The 23044-nt window shown below is 32.6% G+C and carries 20 protein-coding genes; all 20 read right to left on the reverse strand.

Going from position 1 to position 23044, the window contains the following annotated elements; genetic code table 11:
• The coding region (locus HNR33_RS12795; RefSeq protein ID WP_429083869.1) for a vWA domain-containing protein at positions 1–2548 on the reverse strand (2548 nt) is incomplete at its 3' end.
• 542 nt (positions 2549–3090) lie between these two features.
• A complete protein-coding gene (locus HNR33_RS12800; protein WP_429083871.1) occupies positions 3091–4305 on the reverse strand; it encodes a BTAD domain-containing putative transcriptional regulator in 1215 nt (404 codons plus the stop codon).
• Positions 4306–4578: 273 nt separating this feature from the next.
• Positions 4579–5949, reverse strand: a complete 1371-nt coding sequence (gene ypeB / locus HNR33_RS12805) for a germination protein YpeB (RefSeq protein WP_429083874.1) — start codon at positions 5947–5949, stop codon at positions 4579–4581.
• A 17-nt stretch (positions 5950–5966) separates the two neighbouring features.
• The gene (sleB, locus tag HNR33_RS12810; protein WP_429083876.1) at positions 5967–6692 is read right to left on the reverse strand and encodes a spore cortex-lytic enzyme; all 726 of its coding nucleotides are present in this window, start codon (positions 6690–6692) and stop codon (positions 5967–5969) included.
• A gap of 123 nt (positions 6693–6815) precedes the next feature.
• Positions 6816–7487, reverse strand: a complete 672-nt coding sequence (gene spoIIR, locus HNR33_RS12815; protein ID WP_429083878.1) for a stage II sporulation protein R — start codon at positions 7485–7487, stop codon at positions 6816–6818.
• 71 nt (positions 7488–7558) lie between these two features.
• Complete coding sequence (locus HNR33_RS12820; RefSeq protein WP_429083881.1) at positions 7559–8743, reverse strand: Ger(x)C family spore germination protein; 1185 nt, start codon at positions 8741–8743, stop codon at positions 7559–7561.
• Positions 8727–9842, reverse strand: a complete 1116-nt coding sequence (locus tag HNR33_RS12825; RefSeq protein WP_429083883.1) for a GerAB/ArcD/ProY family transporter — start codon at positions 9840–9842, stop codon at positions 8727–8729. Before HNR33_RS12825 ends, HNR33_RS12820 begins: the two co-directional genes overlap by 17 nt.
• Entirely contained in the window at positions 9826–11430 is a 1605-nt protein-coding gene (locus HNR33_RS12830; protein WP_429083885.1) for a spore germination protein, read from the reverse strand. The genes HNR33_RS12825 and HNR33_RS12830 overlap by 17 nt, the downstream gene beginning before the upstream one ends.
• Before the next feature lie 11 nt (positions 11431–11441).
• Positions 11442–11657, reverse strand: a complete 216-nt coding sequence (locus HNR33_RS12835; protein ID WP_429083887.1) for a CLC_0170 family protein — start codon at positions 11655–11657, stop codon at positions 11442–11444.
• Between the two features lie 119 nt (positions 11658–11776).
• The gene (locus HNR33_RS12840) at positions 11777–12526 is read right to left on the reverse strand and encodes a nucleotidyltransferase family protein (protein ID WP_429083889.1); all 750 of its coding nucleotides are present in this window, start codon (positions 12524–12526) and stop codon (positions 11777–11779) included.
• A 35-nt stretch (positions 12527–12561) separates the two neighbouring features.
• Complete coding sequence (locus HNR33_RS12845; protein WP_429083892.1) at positions 12562–13239, reverse strand: GntR family transcriptional regulator; 678 nt, start codon at positions 13237–13239, stop codon at positions 12562–12564.
• A gap of 11 nt (positions 13240–13250) precedes the next feature.
• A complete protein-coding gene (gene ispE, locus HNR33_RS12850) occupies positions 13251–14102 on the reverse strand; it encodes a 4-(cytidine 5'-diphospho)-2-C-methyl-D-erythritol kinase (RefSeq protein ID WP_429083894.1) in 852 nt (283 codons plus the stop codon).
• A 118-nt stretch (positions 14103–14220) separates the two neighbouring features.
• Positions 14221–15792, reverse strand: a complete 1572-nt coding sequence (locus HNR33_RS12855) for a DUF3794 and LysM peptidoglycan-binding domain-containing protein (RefSeq protein ID WP_429083896.1) — start codon at positions 15790–15792, stop codon at positions 14221–14223.
• Positions 15793–16021: 229 nt separating this feature from the next.
• Positions 16022–16876, reverse strand: a complete 855-nt coding sequence (gene speB / locus HNR33_RS12860) for an agmatinase (RefSeq protein WP_429083899.1) — start codon at positions 16874–16876, stop codon at positions 16022–16024.
• Entirely contained in the window at positions 16863–17717 is an 855-nt protein-coding gene (speE, locus tag HNR33_RS12865; RefSeq protein ID WP_429083901.1) for a polyamine aminopropyltransferase, read from the reverse strand. The genes speB and speE overlap by 14 nt, the downstream gene beginning before the upstream one ends.
• A 103-nt stretch (positions 17718–17820) precedes the next feature.
• Positions 17821–18237 carry an adenosylmethionine decarboxylase gene (gene speD / locus HNR33_RS12870; protein WP_429083904.1) on the reverse strand — a complete coding sequence of 139 codons (417 nt, stop codon included), beginning with the start codon at positions 18235–18237 and terminating at the stop codon, positions 17821–17823.
• Positions 18238–18607: 370 nt separating this feature from the next.
• Complete coding sequence (locus HNR33_RS12875) at positions 18608–19813, reverse strand: hypothetical protein (protein WP_429083907.1); 1206 nt, start codon at positions 19811–19813, stop codon at positions 18608–18610.
• A gap of 29 nt (positions 19814–19842) precedes the next feature.
• Entirely contained in the window at positions 19843–21066 is a 1224-nt protein-coding gene (locus HNR33_RS12880) for an S-layer homology domain-containing protein (RefSeq protein ID WP_429083910.1), read from the reverse strand.
• A gap of 121 nt (positions 21067–21187) precedes the next feature.
• On the reverse strand, positions 21188–22159 hold the full coding sequence (locus HNR33_RS12885) for a TasA family protein (protein ID WP_429083912.1): 972 nt from the start codon (positions 22157–22159) through the stop codon (positions 21188–21190).
• Positions 22160–22198: 39 nt separating this feature from the next.
• A complete protein-coding gene (locus HNR33_RS12890) occupies positions 22199–22885 on the reverse strand; it encodes a hypothetical protein (protein WP_429083915.1) in 687 nt (228 codons plus the stop codon).
• Between the last annotated feature and the right edge of the window lie 159 nt (positions 22886–23044).

The raw sequence follows: 23044 nt of genomic DNA on the forward strand, positions 1-23044 counted from the left end.
ATGTCGCAAATGGTTCAACTGCTCCATCCTTGTAGTAATTCACTGTATAGTCTAATGTCTGCTCTTGGTCTACTACATAGTATACCTCTATTACATTACCTTCCTCAGTCACTGTATATGGTAGTTCTGTTGAATTAGCTTCATCTACCTTGTAGCCTATTGGCATGTTTTCATAGCTTATACTTTCTACTACTGGATTCGCTACTAGTACTTCTCCACTAGATGTCGCAAATGGTTCAACTGCTCCATCCTTGTAGTAATTCACTGTATAGTCTAATGTCTGCTCTTGGTCTACTACATAGTATACCTCTATTACATTACCTTCCTCAGTCACTGTATATGGTAGTTCTGTTGATGCTTCTTCATCTACCTTGTAGCCTATTGGAGACTTATCGGGTACTGAACTTACAATTGGGTTACTTACTGGTACAGCTCCCTGCGCTTCCCATAAAGTTTGCTCAATTTGATTGACAAAATACTTTACTGTATAATCGTATTCAGTTCTCTCTATTCCCACTTCTGGTATAGGAAAATATGTTTTAGCAATATCTCCATTAATATTTATATAATCTAAAAATGTATCTTTGTTTGTAGGATAAAGCACTCCTAACTCAACATCATCATCTATCTGCACAATATAGGTCATTTTACATGCATTACCCTCAGAAATACTTGGCAATATCCATGTTATAGTTTCTGTAACCATGTCATAGGCTACTGAACCTTGGTTTACACTGATTAAATCATTGTAATTATCTGCAGTTATACCTGGAATAGAAAACTCATCACCCATTGGATCTGTTACTGTTACATCTGTAGCAGCATAAGAAATATCTCCAGCTATAGTTTGGAATATTTTTTGTAAGTCATCATTAGAACCAGTGTATGCTTTTCCTGGGCTAGCTACTTCTTCTAGAGTTTCTTCTCCATCATCACCTGCATCTAATGCAATTGTATATATAATCTGGTTAGCTTCCTTAGCAATCTGTGCTTCAGCTATAGTGTTATCGCTATGATAAATATTGTAATCTATATCATCTGTGACTCCATCAAGAGTATACTCAATTTCCCCTGTTGCATTAGAGTATTGACCATTTCCAACAGGTTCATCATAATCAAACGGATGTCCAGTTAGATATGATTTGGATACAGCGGTCCCCTCTAACCATTTCCAAATAAAAAATTTTCTTACTCTTATATTACTAAAATCAAGGTTTCCAAAATAGCTGTAGGTTGCCTCTCCGTCTCCTAATAGTACAATATTTTTAGAATCAGCAGCACTTGAATTTAAAAGCTCTCTAGCTTGTTTCAACCCTGCTTGTATAAAGGTTCCTCCACTAGATTTGATATTGTCTATTGCTGACAGCAGTGCTTGTTTATTTGCAGTAAAATTAGATTCAACTTCAACATCACTTGCAAATGACACTATTGCAATGCGATTTGCAGTATCTCCTTCTACAAGTATATTGTTTACAAATGACCTAGCAACTGCCTTTGCATCATCTAGTCTTTGATTATTTTCCATACTTCCAGAACGGTCAATAACTAAAACTATATCAGATGTATTGGCAATATTTTTTCCCTGCATGGTTAATGTTAATTCCCATTGATTAGTTGTTCCTTCGACCAATTCAGCCTCTTTGGCGAGATATAAAGCACCTGGTTTAGGCCATTCAATCGTATTAATATTTCCTGGATGCTTAATAGAGTTTACATAAGATGATTTCATCATTCTGCTCATTTTAGATGCAGAAGCTGCAGATGTTGTAGGAATTTCAATATATGGAGCACCGCCTAGTTCTTCTCCTTCTCCATCAAGAAAATCAGGAGATTCTGAAGGTAACAGTTTTATTTCTTCTCCTTCATACTCAAGTTCATACACAATATCCATCATATTATCTTCAGTAATTAAGGTTAATTCAGTCGGCACACTTTTAGTAAAAAGTACACCATCTTCATTAATAGCATAGTCACTTCCTATTATGACATCCCCTACATTTAGGTCTTCAATTGTTTCAATATGCACTAACTCTTCACCATTACCCAAAATTAGAGTATGATTTATAGTTAGTATCGTACTCTCTATAACTTTCGGAATCTGTTCATAATAGATTACAACTCTATTCAACTCCTCATCTTTGTCTATAACAAGACTACTTGGCTGATCAGCTAACACCTGATATCCATTTATTGCTGGATGTTGAATCTCTACAGTAGTACCCACATCACCAAAGCCTGTTACTGTGTCTAGTCCTGGAACTGGCTCATCTGTTTCATTAAGTAGGTATAGAATTTCATAAACTTGTTTAACTATAGGTTGTTGTGGCTGTCCATAAACATCTCCATTAACAGTAGATTCTAGCTCTTCAGAAACTATCTCATCAATAGTTTGCTGTAATTCTCCGTCTTCTGGACCTCCTGGATCTACCTCTCGTGTTTCATTTAAATTACTCAGAAAATCTACTTCAGCGTATGCTGCAATACTCACATTAAAAATCATAGCTAATACCATGAAAATTGCGATGGATTTTTTTACTTTTCCTTTCATCTTTTCACCTCCTTCTTTATAAGCTGAATTCGTAATTTGTGATATTTCTATAGAAAATCAAGCTATAGTATTAATACTATGGTTTGACAATTATAGCTTTGTTAATTTAAGAGTCATAACTTTATTTCTCTATTTTTTGCTAATTTTCCATATGATAATATATCCATTTTTTCAAAAACTTATTACTAACCCTTTGTTTTTTTATATCACTTGTTCCTCTCTGATTATTTGAACAAAAGTTTTTGCTATGTTCATAATACGCTGAAAGTTATCGCTGGTATTTACTAATATGCAGTCTATAAAGTGAATGTCATCGTTAATAAGGAGCTTAAACTTAGTGGAAAAATCATGTTTAGAAGGATATATCATAATTCTCACTTCCGGATAAATCACTTCATCTAATATCGATAATTACAATATAGCATCCGTCCATTTCAAAATCTGTTTATTTCAATTACATATAAATTTCTTTTGGATTACATCTGAGTTACATAAAAAAGAGCATAAAAAAAAGCCCTATTTCTAGGACTTTCTATATTAATCTATTCTATACTGCCTCCTGACACTAGTGGCAAAAACTTAATGTTTATGTTACAAATATCAGTTTTTGCAGTATTTTGAAAGTTTTCTATTATTCTTTTTTCAACTTCATCGAGACAACTTTCTTTTGCTCCATGAAGCATTACAAGTATCTGTGTGTCATTCCAAAATGAATAAACATCACCTTTTCTTAAGGATTTCTCCAATACACTTGACATAATCTTTACAAATTTCTTGATATCCTCTTTACTATGATTTTTCATGTCTTCGTACCCTAGAGTTATAAGGCTCATGAAATCTAGAGTATCTCCTCTTAACCCTTTTCTTTTTTGAAGATTAAATAGAAATTTGAAGTAATCTGAATCACACAACAGCGCACCTTTTAAGGAGCTTTCTTCTAGTTTTGCCTTAATATTTTCAATATTTGTTTCTCCTTTTTCATCATAATAACTCTGTATTTTCCTATAAACATTTCGTAAACCTAAAGAAGATTTTATACCTATCTCTTTACTCAATAAGGAAGCTATATATTCATAATGACTCATTGCATCTTTTATATGGCCCACTTTTAGCATAGCCTCTATCAAATATATGTGCACAGCTTCTTCATATGGTTCTATTAGAATTGCTTCTTCACATAGGTCAATAATACTGTTGTATTCTTCTTTTTCTTTAAGCATTTCTATTAGCTTAAAAAGAGTTTTTAAATATAGTCTGCTGTAGTGATTTCTTATAGGTACAAGCCATGCTTCGTAGGAGTTTTCTGCCAAATATGGACCTTTATAAAGCTTAAGTACTTGCTTATAAAGCTTTACTGATTCATCAATATTATTAAATCTCTCGCTGTCTCCTTGTTCGATGAATTCCTCAAACTCTTCAATATCAAGAATTGCATATTCTCCTAATTCAAAGCAGTAATATCCATTACTAAAATTTATAGTGAAATATTTAGATTCATCAATACCCTCTGGAATTATTTTTTTATAAATTTGTCTCAACCTGAAGATTTGCGTACGCAAAACATTCTTAGGATCGCTATACTCATTATTTTGCCATAAATTTTCGATTATGGTTTCTGGAAGAAGCTTTCTACCTCTAAAAGTTATAAAATACTCAAATAGCTTAAATAACTTATAGGATCTACTTAATTCTTTTAACAAAGATTGTTCTTTAAAGCTTATATCAAAATCTCCAAGTGTATGTATATATAACCTCATTCACTCTCCCCCTAGTAAAACAAACATCACCCTTATTTTAACATAATATACAATTACTATAATTATATAACATAATATACAAAAAGTGAATGTGAAGTTTCCAATTTATATGATTTTTTTCACATAACAATTTTTATACTATTGTAGCTAATCAAGCATTCTCACACGAAATTCTTCCTACTTTTATAATCAATATCTTATATTCAAACAAATGGAGGATAGCAATCATGCTATCCCCTAAAATATTTTGTTAGATTATACTTTTAATTATTTCTAGAATGTCAATGTTCCATTTTCATCCTTTATAATTTGAAGTATTTTTTCTTCTTTTCCATTTAAAGCGTTAATATAGACAATATAATCATTATCCTTGTATTTCCCTTTAAATTCATAGCATAGCACTTCACTTGAGCCTCCTTTTGGAATTATAGCAAGTCTTATGCTATCTATGTTAAAGTCCAGTCTAACTTTATCTCTTGCTTCTTCTTGAGTGATCTTAGGGTCTGGAATATCTCTATCATGATGTCTTTGGAGATAGGGTGCTGCATCATAGCCTACTACCTCTCCGTCGTCTAAAGCTACTTTAACTTTTATTAAATCTGGATATATTGTAACATCATTTTCTGTATATGCGAAGTTGAATAACCCAACACCATCATATCTAAGTGAGTAGTTTGGTTCCATGTTTTTATATCCCTTTTCCTCTAGGAATTTCAATGCATAATTTTCTGCCTGCTTCATGGATAGGTTTACCTTGTTAATTGATCTAGGATTTGCCATCCAAACTATTTCTCCGCCTTGCTTACTTACAGATATGTACATACCTGTTTCTTTCTTTTCATTTTCTGGAGCTACACTAAAGGTATGAGCTGGTATATTAGCTGTATCGTTGATTTGTTCTCCTTCTTCAAATAATACAAATTTTCTTACCTTTTTACCTCCTAGAAATTCATTTGCTATTTTCTTTGCTTCATCTACCGTTACTTTTTTGTTTCCTAGTCCTTTAGGTTTCATATTCATTACTTGTTCAGAAAATGGTCCGTCATATATAAGCTCAGGATATTTTGTCATCTCATCTTCAAGCTTTACAAGCCTAGTATTTAACATATCTTCGTTAGCTTCTCTAAGCTGATTCTTTTCTTTTCTTCTTACACTATTAAGACTTAATTGTCCTTTCATTACTTTCTCATGTAAGTCAGCTAGTTCTTTAGATAAAACTGCAGTATAGTTTTGAAGCTGTGACAATGACTCTCTTTGCTTACTATCGAGTTTATTGCCATCTAGATGGTTCTGGACTAATGTATAGCAGTAGTCAGAAACCTGTGATAAAAACTTTTCAGTTTTACTTATATCACTATGACTTACTGGCATCTGCCCAAGTTTATCTTGTGCAAGATATGCCTGTTGCATTATCTGCGATAGTAACAGAACATTTTGTTCATTTGATTCTGATAACAATGCTTTTGACAAATTAGTCTGTACATTTTCTATATGAGCTTTCGTATCATAAAATAGTCTCTGATATTCATTATTTATAGCTACTTTGTATTCATTTTTAAGCTGATACTGATAGTACCCCCATATTCCAGCTGCTACAAGAGCTACCGCAAGTGCTATGGTCGTAATACGTCTTGTTCTATCCATTCATATCACCTCCACTACTAATTTCCAAACCAATGTTTACCAATTTTTATTACTACTTTTCTTGACCATATCCATTTACTAGTTGCTGTTGCAGGGTTCCAATAGTATCTGCAACCGTATGAAGGATCCCATCCATTGATTGCATCTCTTGCAGCCTTTATCGAGTCTTTGTTTGGCGCTAAATTTATCTGACCATCAGCAACTGCAGTAAATGCAAGCGGTTGATACACTACACTAGCAATTGTATTTGGAAATGAAGGATGCTTTACTCTATTTAGAATAACTGCCCCTACTGCAACTTGACCTACATACGGCTCTCCTCTCGCCTCTGCATGTATTGCTCTAGCTAACATATATACATCGTCATCTCTATTAACCCCTGTACTTGCAGTTACCCCTCCTCCAGTAGTTCCTAATGTTATTCCTATAGCCTTTGCTGTTGCAGGTCCAACTACACCATCAACCGTAAGACCATTCTTTCTTTGAAATCGCCTGACTGCTCTATACGTGTCAGCCCCATATATCCCATCTACTTTTCCAACATAATATTTCCATTGAAGTAATTTCCATTGAACATTCTTTACATCCTGTCCTCTAGAACCCCAATAAAGTGTCTTCGGTTCTAAATAGGACTGTATATAACCTGTAGCATCTGTTGGCTGCGTGTTTGCATTTACAAAAAATACTCCTGCTACAGATGCTACTAAAACAAAAATACTTGCATATAAAACTATCTTTTTCAAGCTATATCCTCCCTTCATAAAAATATTTATAGTTTATTACTTGATAATATTTTCTGTAAGAAGTAGTTTATTTATGCAAAGGATAAAAAAAACGTTAAAAAAGAAAAAGCCAGAAACATCAAATTATTTCTGACTTACAAATATCTTTGCAAACTCTAGTTTGCCTTTTTCAAACAACTCTACTACTTTAAATTTAAGTTTTATAGGCATATCATCATCACTTCCTGCACTGACTATCATGTTATATTCTTCATTTGTCAAAACTTTCTTGAGTTCATCATTTGTTTTCTCATCTGTTAGTCCATTAGTTATATCTATAAAGCATAATGGAGGAAACATTACACACCACCAGTTCCGACCTTTTCCTTCTCCTATTACAACTCTCACAGCCTCATATTCTCCCGCAGGTAATGTAAAATTTCCGTAAGATTTTGTTGGAAAATTATATTTACCTATTTCTACATCAACATCATATTGCTTTCCGTTTTCTTTTATTTCGTTAAATGCAATGTTTTTGATTTCTTCTATATTTTCCATAACTATTTCTCTTGAATCATCAATTGAAGATGATCTTGCAAATTTATCGTTCATTGAAGATATTATCTCATCCCTAACCTTAAGCTTTAGTTGCTGATCCTCTGGTGAATCACTATTAGCTATAACATGAAATCTAATTAGCTTATCTTTATATCCTTGTCTGTTTTCATATACGTCATTAATCCATGCAGTACAGATTACTATGGCACAGATTACAACACAAAGTAACGGCAATATTCTTCTTGTCTTGGTTTTCATATGTATTCCTCCCCCAGAATAAATATATGTTATTATAAGTATTAACAATAAATGAAAAAATTAAACATATTTTATTTGGTCATCCCTATTCTTCTTAATTTTGCATCTATTGCTACGTTTATTTCTATATCTGAAAATGTATTATTCCAATCATCCTTTACTTTTTCCCAAGTATCAGGCTTGAACTTGCTTAGGTAATCTCCTATATCTATTACGTCAACTTTAAATTCTTTCTGAAGTTTTTTTATAGTTCCTTCAATTTCCTTTTTAAGAGTTTCTTCAGCCTTTTTTTCTATAAGATCTATTGTTTTATCATCAAGCAATTTAGCTTTTGATCCTATTTTATACTGTTGTAAATATCCTTCCATTTCAATCTGTACATCTATAGTTATTTTGTCATCTGAGATTTTAGCTGATTTCTTTGTTTTAGAATCTGTTATTATAAATGGTAGCCATGTCTCTTGTGTCATTTTTACATCTATAACTTCAGATTCAACCCGATCTTTTAAGAATAAAACAGCTCTAGTTTCAAGCTCGCCCAACCAACCTATTAACATATAATCCTTTATAACTGCTGACCCTCCAACCTTTAATTCTTTTTCACCAGCTACTACTCGAGGCATCAATGCACTTCCATTACTTTTAATCCCTTTTAATATATCTTCGAATGTCTGAGAATTATACCTACCTGCTTGTCTTTTTTTGCGAAATATATCTGACAACAAGGAACCTGTCTCTGGCTCAATTATATCTTCAACGTCTATAGTATCTTTAGCTGTCCCTTCTGCAACCAGTAAATATACTTTTCTACTGAGCTGGTCATGTCTTTCTGTATTATCAAGAACTTCCTTCATATATTCCCTATTTCTAGCAAAATCTTCTCCAAATATTATTACCTTAACATGTTTAAAAGAGAAGGATTTATTCATTCTCGTTGCAAGCTCAGTTGTAGCTTCATACGGATTATTACTTACACTGCTTAATACATATCTGCGTTTATCACTTGTAGCATTTTTGCCTATTGCATTTAAGTTAGGAAATACATACGTTACAACGAATCTGTTTCTTTCAGACAGTTCAGGTATATCTATATTACCTTTATCTCTTTTCTTTGCTTCTTCATAAAACCTTTTATCGTATATATCATAACCCACTCCTGATACAAAAGCTCTATTATTGATTTCAACTTTATCCCAGCATCCAGTTAAATATAGTGTCAAATAAAGAAGTAGTAATATTTTAAGCGCCTTGTTCATTGCTATGAGCACCTCTCTTGTTCTTGAAAATCGCAATTATATAAAAAACTATAGGAACTATCACAGAGGAAAATGTTCCAAAGAAATAGATAAATATCTCCATATATTTGTATACCTGGACTAAATTATCAGGTATTAAAGAAAGAATGAAAACTATAGGGATCAAAGGTAAAACAAAAATCTTGTGCTCTTTTAGTCTAAACACTTTGCTCATAATCAATGCTTTCATATAAAGAACGGGTGCTAATGTTGTAAAAACCAAAAGAACCCAAATAGCCATTACAACACCGTCCACATTTTCAATGAAGGCTCCTGGAAATTCAATTGTCTTCATAAGTGATAGTAATGGCCAAAGCTGATCTTTAAGAACAGTGATGCCAAAGCTAGTAAGGGTAATAATGAACATAAAAATATATGATACTGCAACTATGACAATTGCGAAAACATTATATTTCGCTGCTCCTTTAGGTTTTTCAATAAAAGCCATATATATGAGTATGAATTCAAAACCTCCATAGCTAAAAAAAGAAGCTGGTATAGCTTTTATTACATCAGTTACACTAAACCTGAACAGAGGTAAAAGATTTGTAAAGTCCACATCCTGTAAAAGTATTACTGCTATAAAAAATAGAGGAATGAACACTATTGGAGTAATGATTAAAGTTATTCTTGTAATTGGTTCTATCCCACATCGAGCTATATATGATGTGGTAAGAAGCATAGTTATTATTATTATCTCTGTAGGTGTATTAAGTAAAAGAAACATTTTTATTACTTCTGCGAAAATTCTAACTAAAAAAGCGGATGTACCTAACAAATATATTATAAACACAGCCATTATAATATTGTTTAAAGGAATTCCTATAAGCTCTCTTCCTATTTCGACTAAAGTCTTACCTGGATACATCTGCATAAGTTTTGTTATTATTATTGCTAATATAGATACTAGAAAACCACTTATCAGCAATAAAATCCATCCACCAGTATTCAGTTTCATAGCTAGCGTGCTGGGTAAAGAAAGAGTACCTACTCCTATAATAGTGTTTACCAACAAAATCATCATCTGAAAGTTTGAAATTCTATCATTCTTCCCTATCATTATTACCCTCTCCATCCTTACTATCGTCATTGTTCTTCGAACTGTCATATGTATTCATTCTGTCTTTATCTATCATATTTGAAAATTTAGGTCTTTGCTTCATCTTATGTAATGGGACTCTTACTATTGTATCCTTAAGGTCGTTGCTTACTCTGCCTAGTGTAGAGAAAGGAGCCATGTATGGAACCCCGAAGCTCTGTAAACTTACTAAGTGAGTACCAATTAAAATTATTCCCAGCATTATCCCATAAAGACCTAATACTCCTGCAAATACCATAAGCACAAATCTTAGTATTCTAAATGCTGCTGCAAAACCATAGCTCGGAAGCATAAAAGATGATATAGTCGTAACTGCAACAATAATAACCATAAGTGGACTTACTATCCCTGCTTCTACCGCTGCTTGACCTATGACCAAACCACCCACTATTCCTATAGTAGTTCCTATTGGACCAGACAGTCTTGTACCTGCTTCTCTAAGAAATTCAATTGTAATTTCCATAATGAATGCCTCTATAATTGCAGGAAAAGGAACTGTAACTCTTGTTGCTGCTATGTATAGTGCAAGCTGTGTTGGTATAATACCTGGATGATATGATGTAACAGCTATATAAAGCGCAGGTGCTAACATTGATACCAACGCTGCAATATATCGTAAAATCCTAATGACACTTGCTATCAGCCATCTATCATAATAATCTTCAGATGATTGCATAAATGTAGCCAAAGTCGATGGAACCAATAATGTAAATGGGGTATTATCAACAACTATCGCAACTCTCCCTTCATAAAGTGCTGCCGCCACAGCATCAGGCCTTTCTGTATTCTCAATCTGAGGAAATGGAGAGTAGTGATTATCTTCAATAAGTTGCTCTATATATGAACTCTCTAATATGGCGTCTATATCTATGTTTTCTAGTCTTGTTTTAACTTCTTTCACAAGTTCTTTGTTCGCTATATCTTCCATATACATTAATGAAATGTCTGTTTTCGACCTTACACCTATTTGCATGTTTTTTAGCTTTAATTTTGGATCACGAACTCTTCTTCTTATTAAGCTTGTATTTACTTTTAAAGTCTCATTTAATCCATCTCTTGGTCCTCTAATAACAGTTTCTGACTGTGGTTCTGATAGACCTCTTATAGGCCAACCTCTAGAGCCAATAATCATCCCATTTTTGTATCCATTGATTAGTAAAACAGTTTCTCCAACTAGTATGTTGTCAACAATTTCATTTAATGTTTCTACTTCTTTTATTTCTGTAGCTGATATGTTTCCTTTCATAGAGAGATCATACAAACCTTGTTTGACATCCTCAGGGTCTTTCCCCCTTGCTTCCAGCATTAGTGACTTTAAAACATTCTCAGTTACTAGTACTTTATCAATTAGACCATCTACATATATCAGTGCAAAATTACTTTCCTGTTCAACTCCTACTAAAAAATCTCTGTATACTACATCATCACAATCTTTAAATATTTCTTTAATATTTTCTATGTTTGTCTCAAGACTTAAAGATATAGGGATTTCTTTTTTCTCTTGTTGTTCATAATCATTCTTTTTAAATAATCTATTGAAAAGACCCATAAGCATCCTCCTTAAGCAACATTAAATACTATGTATAATAATGGACCAGCTATTATATATATAATGCCTAAAATCTTAGCTAAATTAGCTTCTTTTTTTAATCCTCTGGCTTGGAATACTCTCATATCTACAAAAAAAGTAAATAGCCCAATAGCTATTATTGATAATGAAAGTGTAAGGTCAATTATAGTTCTTAGCTCATATATTATATATCTTAAAATAGACAAACTCTGTCATCTCCTCATTTAACACTCCTGTAAATATTAACTAAATGTTATACTTAATATTTACTAAATACTGTAATGTTATACAAAAAAACTTAGCAGCCACTGGGCTGCTAAGTTTTTTATTTATAATTATATTCAATTAAATATTTCTCTACCATTTCCAAATCTTCAGGCTTATCAACATCATTCCCTATCTCTGGATAGTTTGAAATAATAGCCTTCGGTGTTAATTTTAATAATCTTGCTACTCTTTTCTCTGCATTGTCTATGGTAAGTCTCCCAATAAGTAATTTAATTAGAACTATAGGTCCTAGTACACGTCCCATTTTTATTGGGTTTTTTCTATGCTCGATCATTTGCTTTGCCTTATCAATGCACCTATCTAGCACCTTTGGATTCACAAGTATCAGATTTCCTCCTGTAAAAAGTCCTTCCTTAAGCTTAGCATAAGTCCTTTTTGCATCAGGAAACCTTGCTTCACACGCTTCTTTTTTAACCACAGGATAACATATATCAGCCATTGAATCTAAAGAGTTTTCAACAAAGTCATTAACTGCTTCACCTGTTAATAGTGGTATGTCACAAGTAGATATCAATACTCTTTCGTCATCCTTAAAGCATTCAATTCCTGCTAATGCATTTTCAAGCATAGAGCCTTTATCCTCTATGACGTAGTCTATATCACTATCAAGTTCATTGACATCACTTAAATGCCCTACTATTGCAATCTTATCAATAACGGCTGATGATTTAAGTGCATCAACTACATAAGAAATCATTGGTCTTGTGTTTATATTAATAAATGCTTTTTCATGCTTGCCTTGTAGCTTTTTTTCAGAGCTTCCAGCAAGTATAACACAATTTATCATTACTTATCATTCCCTTATAATCCCTAATTTTTGGTCTATACCTTATCTTTCATACGAGATATAATATAGTTTTTTATGTTCTCTATATGCTGCTGCGCATACTTTTGTGCTACTTCAGAATCTCTATTAGAAATAGCCTCTAGTACTCTTTGATGCTCTTGTGTAAGATACGAAGATTTGTTGAATTCTGTAAAATACACAACTCTAAATCTTTGCACTTGATCTCTAAGTCCTTCAATAATATTAAGAAGTTTAGCATTTCTAGCCGATTTTAGAATTATATCATGAAATTCTGAGTCCTTATGAATCATTCCTTGAACATCGTCATTCTCTACACATTTGCTAAATTCACGAGATTTCATTTGAAGAATTTGTACTTCTTCTTCTGTCATCTTCTCAGCTGCCAGTGATGCTGCCAAGCCCTCTAAAGATGCTCTTATTTCTAAAACGTCTAATACATCCTTAAATGAAACATCTGCAACATATGCTCCTTTTCTAGGAACCATAATCAGCAGCCCTTCCAACTCAAGCTTTCTAATAGCTTCTCTAACTGGAGTCCTGCTTACTCCAAGCTTTTCTGCAAGTTGAACCTCCATAACTCTTTCACCTGGTTTTAAACTACCATCTATTATTGCTTCTCGTAAAGATTCAAAAACTATATCTCTTAGTGGTTTGTAATCATGTAATTTCAGTTTCTCTAAATCTTTTTCCATTTTAAACCCTCCTAAACCGTCTTTGTCATAATAACAGTTTTTATTCTATTACTCAAGCTATCCTTACATTTTTGTATATCATATTCATTTTTAAAGATTCCAAAAACAGTTGGTCCACTTCCACTCATTAAACTGCCCAATGCTCCATACTCAAGCATATGTTGTTTTATATCATTTAGTATAGGATGTTCTTTTATCGTTATTGTCTCAAGTACATTAGCCATATTTTTCGCAAGAAAATTTATATCGTCATTATAAACGCTTTTCAGCAAGCTTTCAGTATCTGGATGAACTAAAATATCATTCAATTTTAAGCTTTTAAATACATGCGCTGTTGAAACAGGAATATCGGGATTAGCAAGCAATATCAGTTTATCTGAAAAGCTTCTTAATTCTGTGAGCTTCTCTCCAATTCCTTCAGCTAATACAGTACCTCCCATAAGACAATATGGTACGTCTGCCCCAATCTTTACACCAATATCCATAAGCTCCTTTTGTGGCATGTTAATGTTCCATAATTGATTAAGTCCTTTTAAAACTGCTGCAGCATCTGTACTTCCTCCTGCTAGGCCGGCAGCAACAGGTATGTTTTTCTGTATGTGAATATATATTCCTTTTTTTATATTATACATGTCTGCTAACAGCCTATATGCCTTATATACTAAGTTAGAGCTGTCTAAAGGAATATCATTGTTATTTGATTCAATAATAACATCAGTATCCCTATCCTCTATTGTGATTATATCCTTTAATGCAATCTGCTGCATTATCATTTTCAGCTCATGATATCCATCTTCTCTTCTTGTTAAAACATCTAAAGATAGATTTATCTTAGCATGTGCATCTATTATAATATTTGCCATACTATCAGCTCCTGCTTTTCTATTATTGTCATCTATATATAATAGTATAATACATTTATACAGAATACAAAATACAATTAAAAAAATAGCCTTAAGGTTTCCCTTAGGCTATTATATATTATAACTCAAATGTAATATTTTTTTCAATTATTATCTTTTCGCCTGGCATTATGTTCTCAGGAGTTAGTATATCATTACTGTTGATTAACTCTTCAACTGTTGTGTTATATCTCTTTGCTATATCCCACAATGTATCATCTTTTTGTACTATATATATTGTTATACTCGGTCTAGAATTCTTGTCTAAAGCTTCATCAGATTCAACTGCCTCTGTTACTATATTTATCTTCTTTATTCTGTTTACTGATACAAAGTTCTTAATTACTGCGTCCACTTCTACTTCATGACTGCTTATTTGCTTGTAGCTTATATCTTCTAGCATATTTTCAACTTCAACTTCCATTGTGTCATTAATCCCTTCAATATCTACATAAGCCTTGAAAGGAATCTCTTGTCTGATATCCTTTATTTCATTATCTGATTCTGCAAGATAAAGCATATCCAACTCTAGCAGTCCTTCTATTATTACCTTGCTTTCTATAAGTCTATAGTCCGTAACAACTGGCCTACCATTCATATTAAATATATTTTTTATAACTTCTCTATCCACTGCTACATCAATTGTTCCGTTAATTTGCTCTTTTGACGTATTTTGACCAATGTTTTCAGTAACCATAACTTCTTGCTTCTTTACATCAAATTTCTTGTTAGTGGAGTATGTATCAACAGTGACTTCTTTTTCAACTTGCTTGTATACCTTCGCTTCTATCTTCACTGTTGATTCTATATCAATTATTCTTATATCACCGTTTATATCTTCTTTTATATCATAATTAACTTCATTAGCTTGAAGCTTTAGTTTGCAATTCATGTCTTTTATTGCTCCAGGTATTTCAACAAAGTGGGTAAATGGTATTTCATGACTTAAATAATTAACCTTATTCTCTTCGTCGTCACCAAAATACATTATTGAGCAAGATATCACTCCTGCAACTATTACCTTATCATCTACGACTTTTGTTTCTTGTTCATGTGTCTTTACATCTACTCTTAATATATCTACTATGTCTGGCATCGAGCCTTCTAGCTCAAATGCTTCCTTTACTAATGTCGAAGAGCTGTTTATTCCTAGTATATCATTACATTTTATATTTTCTTTCAGCATCTGAAGGCCTTCTACTCCTTTTATGTCCTTTACTATATCTATGCTATTGTCAAGAACTGCCTTGCTAGCTATATCTAATACTGTTTTTACAGATATTCTTAAATCGTCTGTTAAGCTGTAGTCTATATGCTCTACATTAGCTTTAATTTCAGCTGACATTTTTTCATCTACATTTTCAACCTGTATTTCTTCTCTAAAGTCTGTACTTGCATCAACACTATGTATCGACTGAAGTTCATCATCTGCATTGTACAATACCTTGAAGTTTACTATTCCGCTTACAATGATTTTATCTTTTACTACTTTTGTACCTGTAACCTGAACCTCTCCATCTATTTTTAGTATCTTTTTTATTTTAGGTTTTGTTTCAGGTACGGTTATTTCTCCTTCAACTAAAGCTTGTATTTCGTCTTTTCCAACTATCTGGTCTATCTTAAGTAAGTCTTTAATGAGTTCAACTGCCATATGCTTTCCTCCTCCTTTTATCTTAAACTACGAATCAAAAGAAAATATCATATTAATATATACTTATGCAAAATATTATGTTGAAATGTCCCAAAAAATTACTATTTTAAAATCATATTTTCATAGATAACAAAAAAACCCGTAAACCATACTAACTAATAGTATGACTTACGGATTTAAAATATGAATACGACATATAGATAAATAAGTTTAAAATTTTAATATAGCCCTATTTATGAACTGTAAATGCTAATTCTCTTAATATCTTACAAGCAACTGCATTTGATGCGCCGGTTGGGTCATAGTGTGGTGAAAGCTCTACTAGGTCTGCACCAACTATGTTAAGCTTCTTAAGCTTTAATAATACATCTATAATCTCTTTGAAAGTTATACCACCTGGTTCAGGTGTTCCTGTTCCTGGCATAACTGAAGGGTCTAGTACATCTATATCTATAGTTACGTATACAGGTTTATCCCCTATAGCTTCTATCGCTTCATCAAGTCCATCACAAGTGAATTTTGTAAGATGTGTGTGGACTTTAGCCCATTCAAACTCTTCTCTATCACCTGATCTTATTCCGAATTGATAGATTTTACCGTCTCCAACAAAGTCCCATATTCTTTTTAAAACTGTTGCATGAGAAAGTCTTTCTTCAAAAAATGTCTCTCTTAAATCTGTATGTGCATCAAAATGGATTACATGGAGGTCATTGTATTTTTCATATACTGCTTCTACTGCAGGATATGTTACCAAATGCTCTCCACCTATCATTACTGGAATCTTTCCATCTTCGACTACACTTTTGGTAAACTCCTTGATTACATCCATTGTTTTTGCTGTGTTTCCTATAGGAAATATTAAGTCTCCTACGTCACATATTTTTGTGTCCTTTAAGTCTTGATCATGATATGGGCTATACATTTCTAATCCATATGATTCATTTCTCATAACTGAAGGAGCAAATCTTGTACCAGGTCTAAATGAAGTGGTACCGTCAAAAGGTGCACCGAAAACAACCATTTTTGCATCATCATACTCACTGTCAAATCCAACAAAAGTATGAATGTGTTTATGCTTTTCCATTATCAATCATCTCCTTAACATAGGTTGGTAGAGCAAATGCTCCTGTATGCAGAGCTGTATTGTAGTATTTTGTTTTTATACCTAAACCTTCCCATATTTCCGGCTTGAAATCCTTTACTGGGTGTAATACTTTAGATGCAAAGCCAAATAGCCAATGACCAGATGGATATGTAGGCATATGGTATTGATATACCTCTGCTATCGGGAATATTTTACTTAATTTGCCAGTTGATCTCATCATCTCTCTAGCATTATGCTCATAGTAAGGACTTTCATTCTGGTTTACTAATATACCTTTTTCTGTTAATGCCTTATAGCAATTTGTATAAAATTCTGTTGTAAATAAGCCTTCTCCAGGACCAATTGGGTCTGTCGAATCAACTATTATCAAATCGTATACTGCATTTTTTCCTTCTACAAACTTTATCCCATCTTCAATATACACTGTTACTCTTTCGTCGTCAAGATTGCGTGCAGTTATAGGTAAAAACTCTTTTGAAACCTTTACTACCAGATCATCTATCTCTACTAAGTCTATTTTTTCTATTGTATTATATCTAGTAAGCTCTCTTACTGTACCTCCATCTCCACCACCTATTACAAGAACATTCTTGATATCAGTATTCGTTCCCATTGCAACGTGTGTTATCATATCATGATATATAAATTCATCTTTTTCTGTAACCATTACTAAACCATCTATAGTAAGCACTTTTCCAAACTCGTATGTATCTAAAACATCCACTTGTTGAAATTCGCTCTTTCCTGTAAAAAGATGCTGCTTTACCTTCATTGAAAATTTTGCATTATCGGTATGATTTTCTGTATACCATAGCTCCATAATTTTCCCTCCTTAATTTAAGTAAAATTCTACTTTCATTCTTACTTAAAGCCGAGAATAGCAATCTCGGCTTTAGTTTTATACAATATCTATTAAAATATTCTTATACTGCTTCTGGTTTATATTTAACTTCTAGTATTTCATCTTCTGAAAACCTTTTAATTTTTTCAACAATACCTCTTGGCACCTCTAATGTTTCTGTTTTATCTGCTTTCAGTTTTTCTTTTAAGTATGCAAATCCAACCCATGGATCAACTTCTTCTCCGCATGTAAATAAATCTACTGCTGCATATCCGTATTCAGGCCATGTATGAATTGTCAAATGTGATTCTTGGATTACAACTACTCCGCTAACTCCCCAAGGATTAAATAGATGGAAAACACTTTTTACGATTGTAGCTTTTGCTATTTCAGCAGCTTCGTTCATATATTTTTCAATTAACACGTGATCATTTAAAATCTCTTTATCACAGTTATAAAACTCCACTAAAATATGTCTTCCTAATTGCTCAATTTTCAATTAGCACAGCCCCTTTCTTTAATATATGTACTTAAATATAGTTTTATAAAAATCAGGTTTTACTATATAATTTGTTTAATTTTACTAAACAAAAGGACAAAAAAAAATCGCTCTTTTATTTAATAAAATTAAACTTATAGTTTACATATAATAAATATACTATACTTTCGCAAAATGTCAATACGTTTTTTTGATTTTTTTATAAATATGTATGCCGGAGTTTTACACGTTATGAGTGAAATGTTAAACAGAAAGTTAAGTTATATGTTACTAATAGTAGCTGTACTCATTTTCTGCACTTCTAATGGTGTTTTTATATTTTATAGGTCGTTTTTGGTCATAGAAAAAAGGTTGCAAATTCGCAACCTTTTTAATCATTTTTATATACTTCTCCTGGAACTGTACTATTATTATCATCACTTGTGATTAATTCATCTATAGTTTTTTGCAGTTGTTCTATCTGATCCTTTAGTTCTCTGTTTTCTTCACTTAGTCTAGTATTTTTACTGTTCAAAATACTAATGTCATCTGATAGAGAATCATTTTGTCTATCAAGCTTCTTATTCTTTTTTTCAAGAGAAGAAATTATTTCATCTAGCGAAACTATGTCTTCGTTTAGCTTTGCATTATATTGTTGAAGCTCTTCATTATAAATTGTCATATCATTAATCTTACCCTCTAGCGTTAGTTTTTCATCTTGTAATGCTTGGATTTGTATATCTCGTTCTTGAAGCTGAAGATTTAATTGTTCTATTTCTGCTAACTTCTCATTTAATTGATATGATAAATCTTCAACAGTATCATATAACTCATTCAAATGAGGACGAAGTTTTGGAGCAATAACATCTATTATTTCGTTTTGCTCTGGTGATAAAAACAATCTGCTAATTGGAGCTATTATAGACATTCTAGAGCTGCTATCTATTGCTGATTTTTCATCATCTTCCCAGCTTATATGTTTTGCTATATAGGTTATTACATCTGCTACTTCGCGTCTTACTTCATCAATGTTTTCAACATCTTTAAAGCTAATATCTTGTCTTCTTATTTCCTCCAGAAATCTTTTACTAAGGTATTCCCTTGATAGCTCTATTCTATATTCTTCGCTAACATAGTTGTTTAAATGCTTTACTTGAATAGTACCTTCTATAGGGTTATTTTCCCATTTCCATATAGGCACTAAAAATAATTTCAAATACTGTTTGGTGTTTATATTGGGCTCAATAGGTACAATGTACTCTCCTTGCTTATCTAATTCAACAGGATTTATATGTAGTATATAATCTGAAGCCTCTCCTCTGACCGAAAAAAAGATAACCGGATCATAGCTTAATCCTTCTACTTTTTTGAACTTTATATCCTTCGCACTTTTATTTTCTTTAACTATCTCTATATCGTCAATTATATCCTCCGTTGTTGCGGCAGTTACAGACATTTGACTTGTTACATTACTGGAAAACCATGAGAAGGTATCTAAATTTATCAGTAGAGCTGCTGATACTAAAATGCTACCAAACAAAAGACTTGCTACTTTGATGATAATTCTTTTATCTTTAGACCTGTTTTTTCTTTTCATTCTCAGTAAAGTACCCTCCTTTCGAGTTTTTAATTATTGTTCGATGCATGCTCACTATGATAACCAAGAAGTTTACAGATTATAGTAAATGCTTCTGCTCTAGTAATATTGTTCTTTGGTTTAAAAGTATTATCAGGATAACCTTCTATTACTTTGTAATATACACCTGAGTCTACATATCTTAATGCCCACATACTAATTTCTTGATTATCCAAGAAATCCAAAGAAACATCTTCTTTTATTTTCTTTTCAAATGCTCTAATCAAAATAGCTATCATTTCCTGTCTCGAGATATCTTTATCTGGCTTAAATGTCTTATTTGGATAACCTTTTAAAAAGCCTTTTTCACTTCCTGACTTTACATATCCTTTAGCCCAACTTGGTATAAAGTCGATATATCCTGTGAACCCTTCCTTTTCTTCAAGCTCTACAGCCTTAGCAACTAGTACTGCTGTTTCAGCTCTAGTAATATAGTTTTCTGGTCTTATAGTTCCATCTGGGTAACCTTGTATTATTCCATGCTCTAGTAATGTTTGAATACAGTCATGTGCCCAATGTTCATCTGCATCAATAGGTTTCTCTTTATTTGGTTTGTCAGGTTTGTCGGGCTTATCAGGTTTGTCAGGTTCTTGAGGATTCTCATGAGAGTTAATAATAAAGTCTACTGTTGCTTTTAAACCTTGAAGCTCGTTTCCTGCAGTATTGTCCATACTAACTGTATACTCCAGATCTATATAGTTATTTGTATTTATACTAAATTCATTTGTTGAGGACAGATCATAGCCATTGTAATCATCCTCATCTTTGTTATATAGCATTTCATAAAAGCTTTTTTCATATATTTTGTTTGAAAATATAAGCATAGTTCCCTTTTTTATAGTTAACTTCATATTTTTTGCGAATTGCTCATAGAGTTCTTTATCAGTAACTCGCTCATATTCTTGTCCTTGAAGTTGTTCCAACTCCATTGCTAGTCCTAGATTTGAAACCTTCACTCTTTCAGAATAATTGTTATAAATCCTCATAGTACCGCTATGGCTTATACCTGGTGCCCATAACCCATCTCCTATATCTCCTGACTGGTGAAATATGGGCCCTCCATTTGTTTTTTCTCCGTGGATGTATAAAGTTATATCTGGTTCTATTTCATCATCAGCATAGGCTAACTGGTTGCCCATATAAAAAAATGTCGTGAATATAAAGGTAAATAGCATCAGTAGTACAACTATTTTTTTTATTTCAGTTCTATACATTTATTCACCTCCCGTTTATAAAATACACAAGTACTTAATGATTAAGTTCTTCTGTATTTTATAAAATAGAGTTAACCGAAGTCAGAATAACTCTGACCTCAGCTAATCTTACTTAATTTGATTATCTATCTAGCGACCAGTATTTCCATGGTAGAGATTTTATAGGCCTATTGTTTTGCATCCCAGATATTTTAACTTCAAATCCTTCCCATTCAGACGGGAAAGCAGATTTCTTAATCCTTACTATGTCGCCACTCCAATCTACATCTACATCACTTGCATTTATTCCATCTAATGATGAAACTGTTTCATCATAGAAATTAACAATAAGCCATACTCTTTCTTCTTCTATTCCAGTAGTTACGTCACCAGTTTCGTGTTTTATTTCTAATTTATAATATTCATAATAAGAATCATTAGGATTCCAATTCCAGTCGAAGTTCACATAATTGTCACTATTGTATGCATTTACTGAGAATGTAGGTGTATTTCCTAAATCTTCGTCTCCATCTTCTCCTGAAACTGGAGTTTCACTTTGTGTAGCATAAACTGTTAAGTCACAATTCATACTTAGCCCTTGATAGTCATTTCCAGCTTGTGTATCCATGGATGCAGTAATTACCATATCTCTTGTTTCTCCAGGCTGTACAGCATATATAGGATCAAAAAATCCGCCATTATCTTCTTGTAGCTGACTTAATTTACCATTAAATACTTCGTCTCCATCTATAGTGATAACAACATCTATTACTTGGTCTAAAATCGTATCGTCGATTTCATTTGCTGCATTACTATCAACAAGATCTGACGCTGTTAAACGATAGAGATAGAAAGGAAGTGTTCCTACATTTTTAAGCTTTGTAGTTTGAACTTTAATTGGTGGTTCACCTGGTTCCATATTGCCGAATGCTACTGCTTCAAATACTTCATTAACATCCTCGCCATCTACTATTCCACCTAATATTAAAGTACCAGTTTTAAATGTATTGTTAGTGCTTGTTGCTTGACTTGTGAACCATGCCATTGTTCCTGCACCTGCAAATGCAAACACAACAGCTATTGCAACAGTAAGCGATAGAATTTTTTTATTCACATGTATTCCTCCTAAAATAAATTTAACTGTTTAAATATTCTAATTATTTAGTAATGTCGATACTGCGCTGTCATTATCTTGAGTAGCATGTACAATTATGTTTATAGTCGCATTTACTCCTTGGGCTTTATTATCTGCTGCTGTGTGCATAAATGCTCCAAAACTTAGATTTGCTCTCTTCATATTAGTTGTATTTAGTGTAATAATATAGTTGTCACTTCTCCTCTTTAGAGGCTGAGGTCCATCTATTAAGCTTTCTAAGCTACCATTGAAGTATTCCTGCCCTATGTTGTTCACGACTATATTTAGGTTTTCAACAAATTCATCATATGATTCTTTAACATCAGTTGGCCAAGAATCAATATCTTCCACAAGATAATTTGTTGAGTTTTTTGTAAACACTGTAATTTCTGCTGATAACCCAGCTATCTTTACGTCTAATGTTCCTGCATTCTCAATTGTGTAGTTTCGTGCAGAATCACCTAGAACTTCCTTGCCTGGATACCATAGTCCTACATTATAGTTGGAATAGTAGCCATCCCCATAATCAGTCTTAAATAACGGTGATGGTTCTGTTGTATTGTCTCCATTTATTTCAAGGATTCCCGCTATAAAGTCATTATTATTACTAGTTGCTGAACTTGTAAACCACGCATAAGTTCCTATTCCTCTAGCAATTCCAATAATCATTACTACAACAACAAGTAAGCTAACTTTCAATTTCAAGATTTTCACCGCCTTATTCTAATATAGCCGGAATATTTTCCGGCTATATTAGGTTAATTATAAATTAACCCGTTGTGCTAGTTAAAATTTACAAATAGAAAAACCCCAAAACATTATGTTAACCTATCATTAATAACGACAAAGAAATTAAGATAGGAG

The organism is Brassicibacter mesophilus (assembly GCF_050433385.1).
Lineage (GTDB): Bacteria > Bacillota > Clostridia > Tissierellales > Proteiniboraceae > Brassicibacter > Brassicibacter mesophilus.

What these genes read in the sequence shown, in the direction of transcription:
- HNR33_RS12855 (WP_429083896.1), bottom strand. Translation starts at nt 15,792, where the DNA reads ATGGCAGTTGAACTCATTAAAGACTTACTTAAGATAGACCAGATAGTT.
- HNR33_RS12800 (WP_429083871.1), bottom strand. Translation starts at nt 4,305, where the DNA reads ATGAGGTTATATATACATACACTTGGAGATTTTGATATAAGCTTTAAA.
- HNR33_RS12880 (WP_429083910.1), bottom strand. Translation starts at nt 21,066, where the DNA reads ATGTATAGAACTGAAATAAAAAAAATAGTTGTACTACTGATGCTATTT.
- HNR33_RS12825 (WP_429083883.1), bottom strand. Translation starts at nt 9,842, where the DNA reads ATGATAGGGAAGAATGATAGAATTTCAAACTTTCAGATGATGATTTTG.
- HNR33_RS12820 (WP_429083881.1), bottom strand. Translation starts at nt 8,743, where the DNA reads ATGAACAAGGCGCTTAAAATATTACTACTTCTTTATTTGACACTATAT.
- speE (WP_429083901.1), bottom strand. Translation starts at nt 17,717, where the DNA reads ATGGAGCTATGGTATACAGAAAATCATACCGATAATGCAAAATTTTCA.
- HNR33_RS12845 (WP_429083892.1), bottom strand. Translation starts at nt 13,239, where the DNA reads ATGGAAAAAGATTTAGAGAAACTGAAATTACATGATTACAAACCACTA.
- HNR33_RS12875 (WP_429083907.1), bottom strand. Translation starts at nt 19,813, where the DNA reads ATGAAAAGAAAAAACAGGTCTAAAGATAAAAGAATTATCATCAAAGTA.
- HNR33_RS12840 (WP_429083889.1), bottom strand. Translation starts at nt 12,526, where the DNA reads ATGATAAATTGTGTTATACTTGCTGGAAGCTCTGAAAAAAAGCTACAA.
- speB (WP_429083899.1), bottom strand. Translation starts at nt 16,876, where the DNA reads ATGGAAAAGCATAAACACATTCATACTTTTGTTGGATTTGACAGTGAG.
- ypeB (WP_429083874.1), bottom strand. Translation starts at nt 5,949, where the DNA reads ATGGATAGAACAAGACGTATTACGACCATAGCACTTGCGGTAGCTCTT.
- HNR33_RS12830 (WP_429083885.1), bottom strand. Translation starts at nt 11,430, where the DNA reads ATGGGTCTTTTCAATAGATTATTTAAAAAGAATGATTATGAACAACAA.
- spoIIR (WP_429083878.1), bottom strand. Translation starts at nt 7,487, where the DNA reads ATGAAAACCAAGACAAGAAGAATATTGCCGTTACTTTGTGTTGTAATC.
- ispE (WP_429083894.1), bottom strand. Translation starts at nt 14,102, where the DNA reads ATGGCAAATATTATAATAGATGCACATGCTAAGATAAATCTATCTTTA.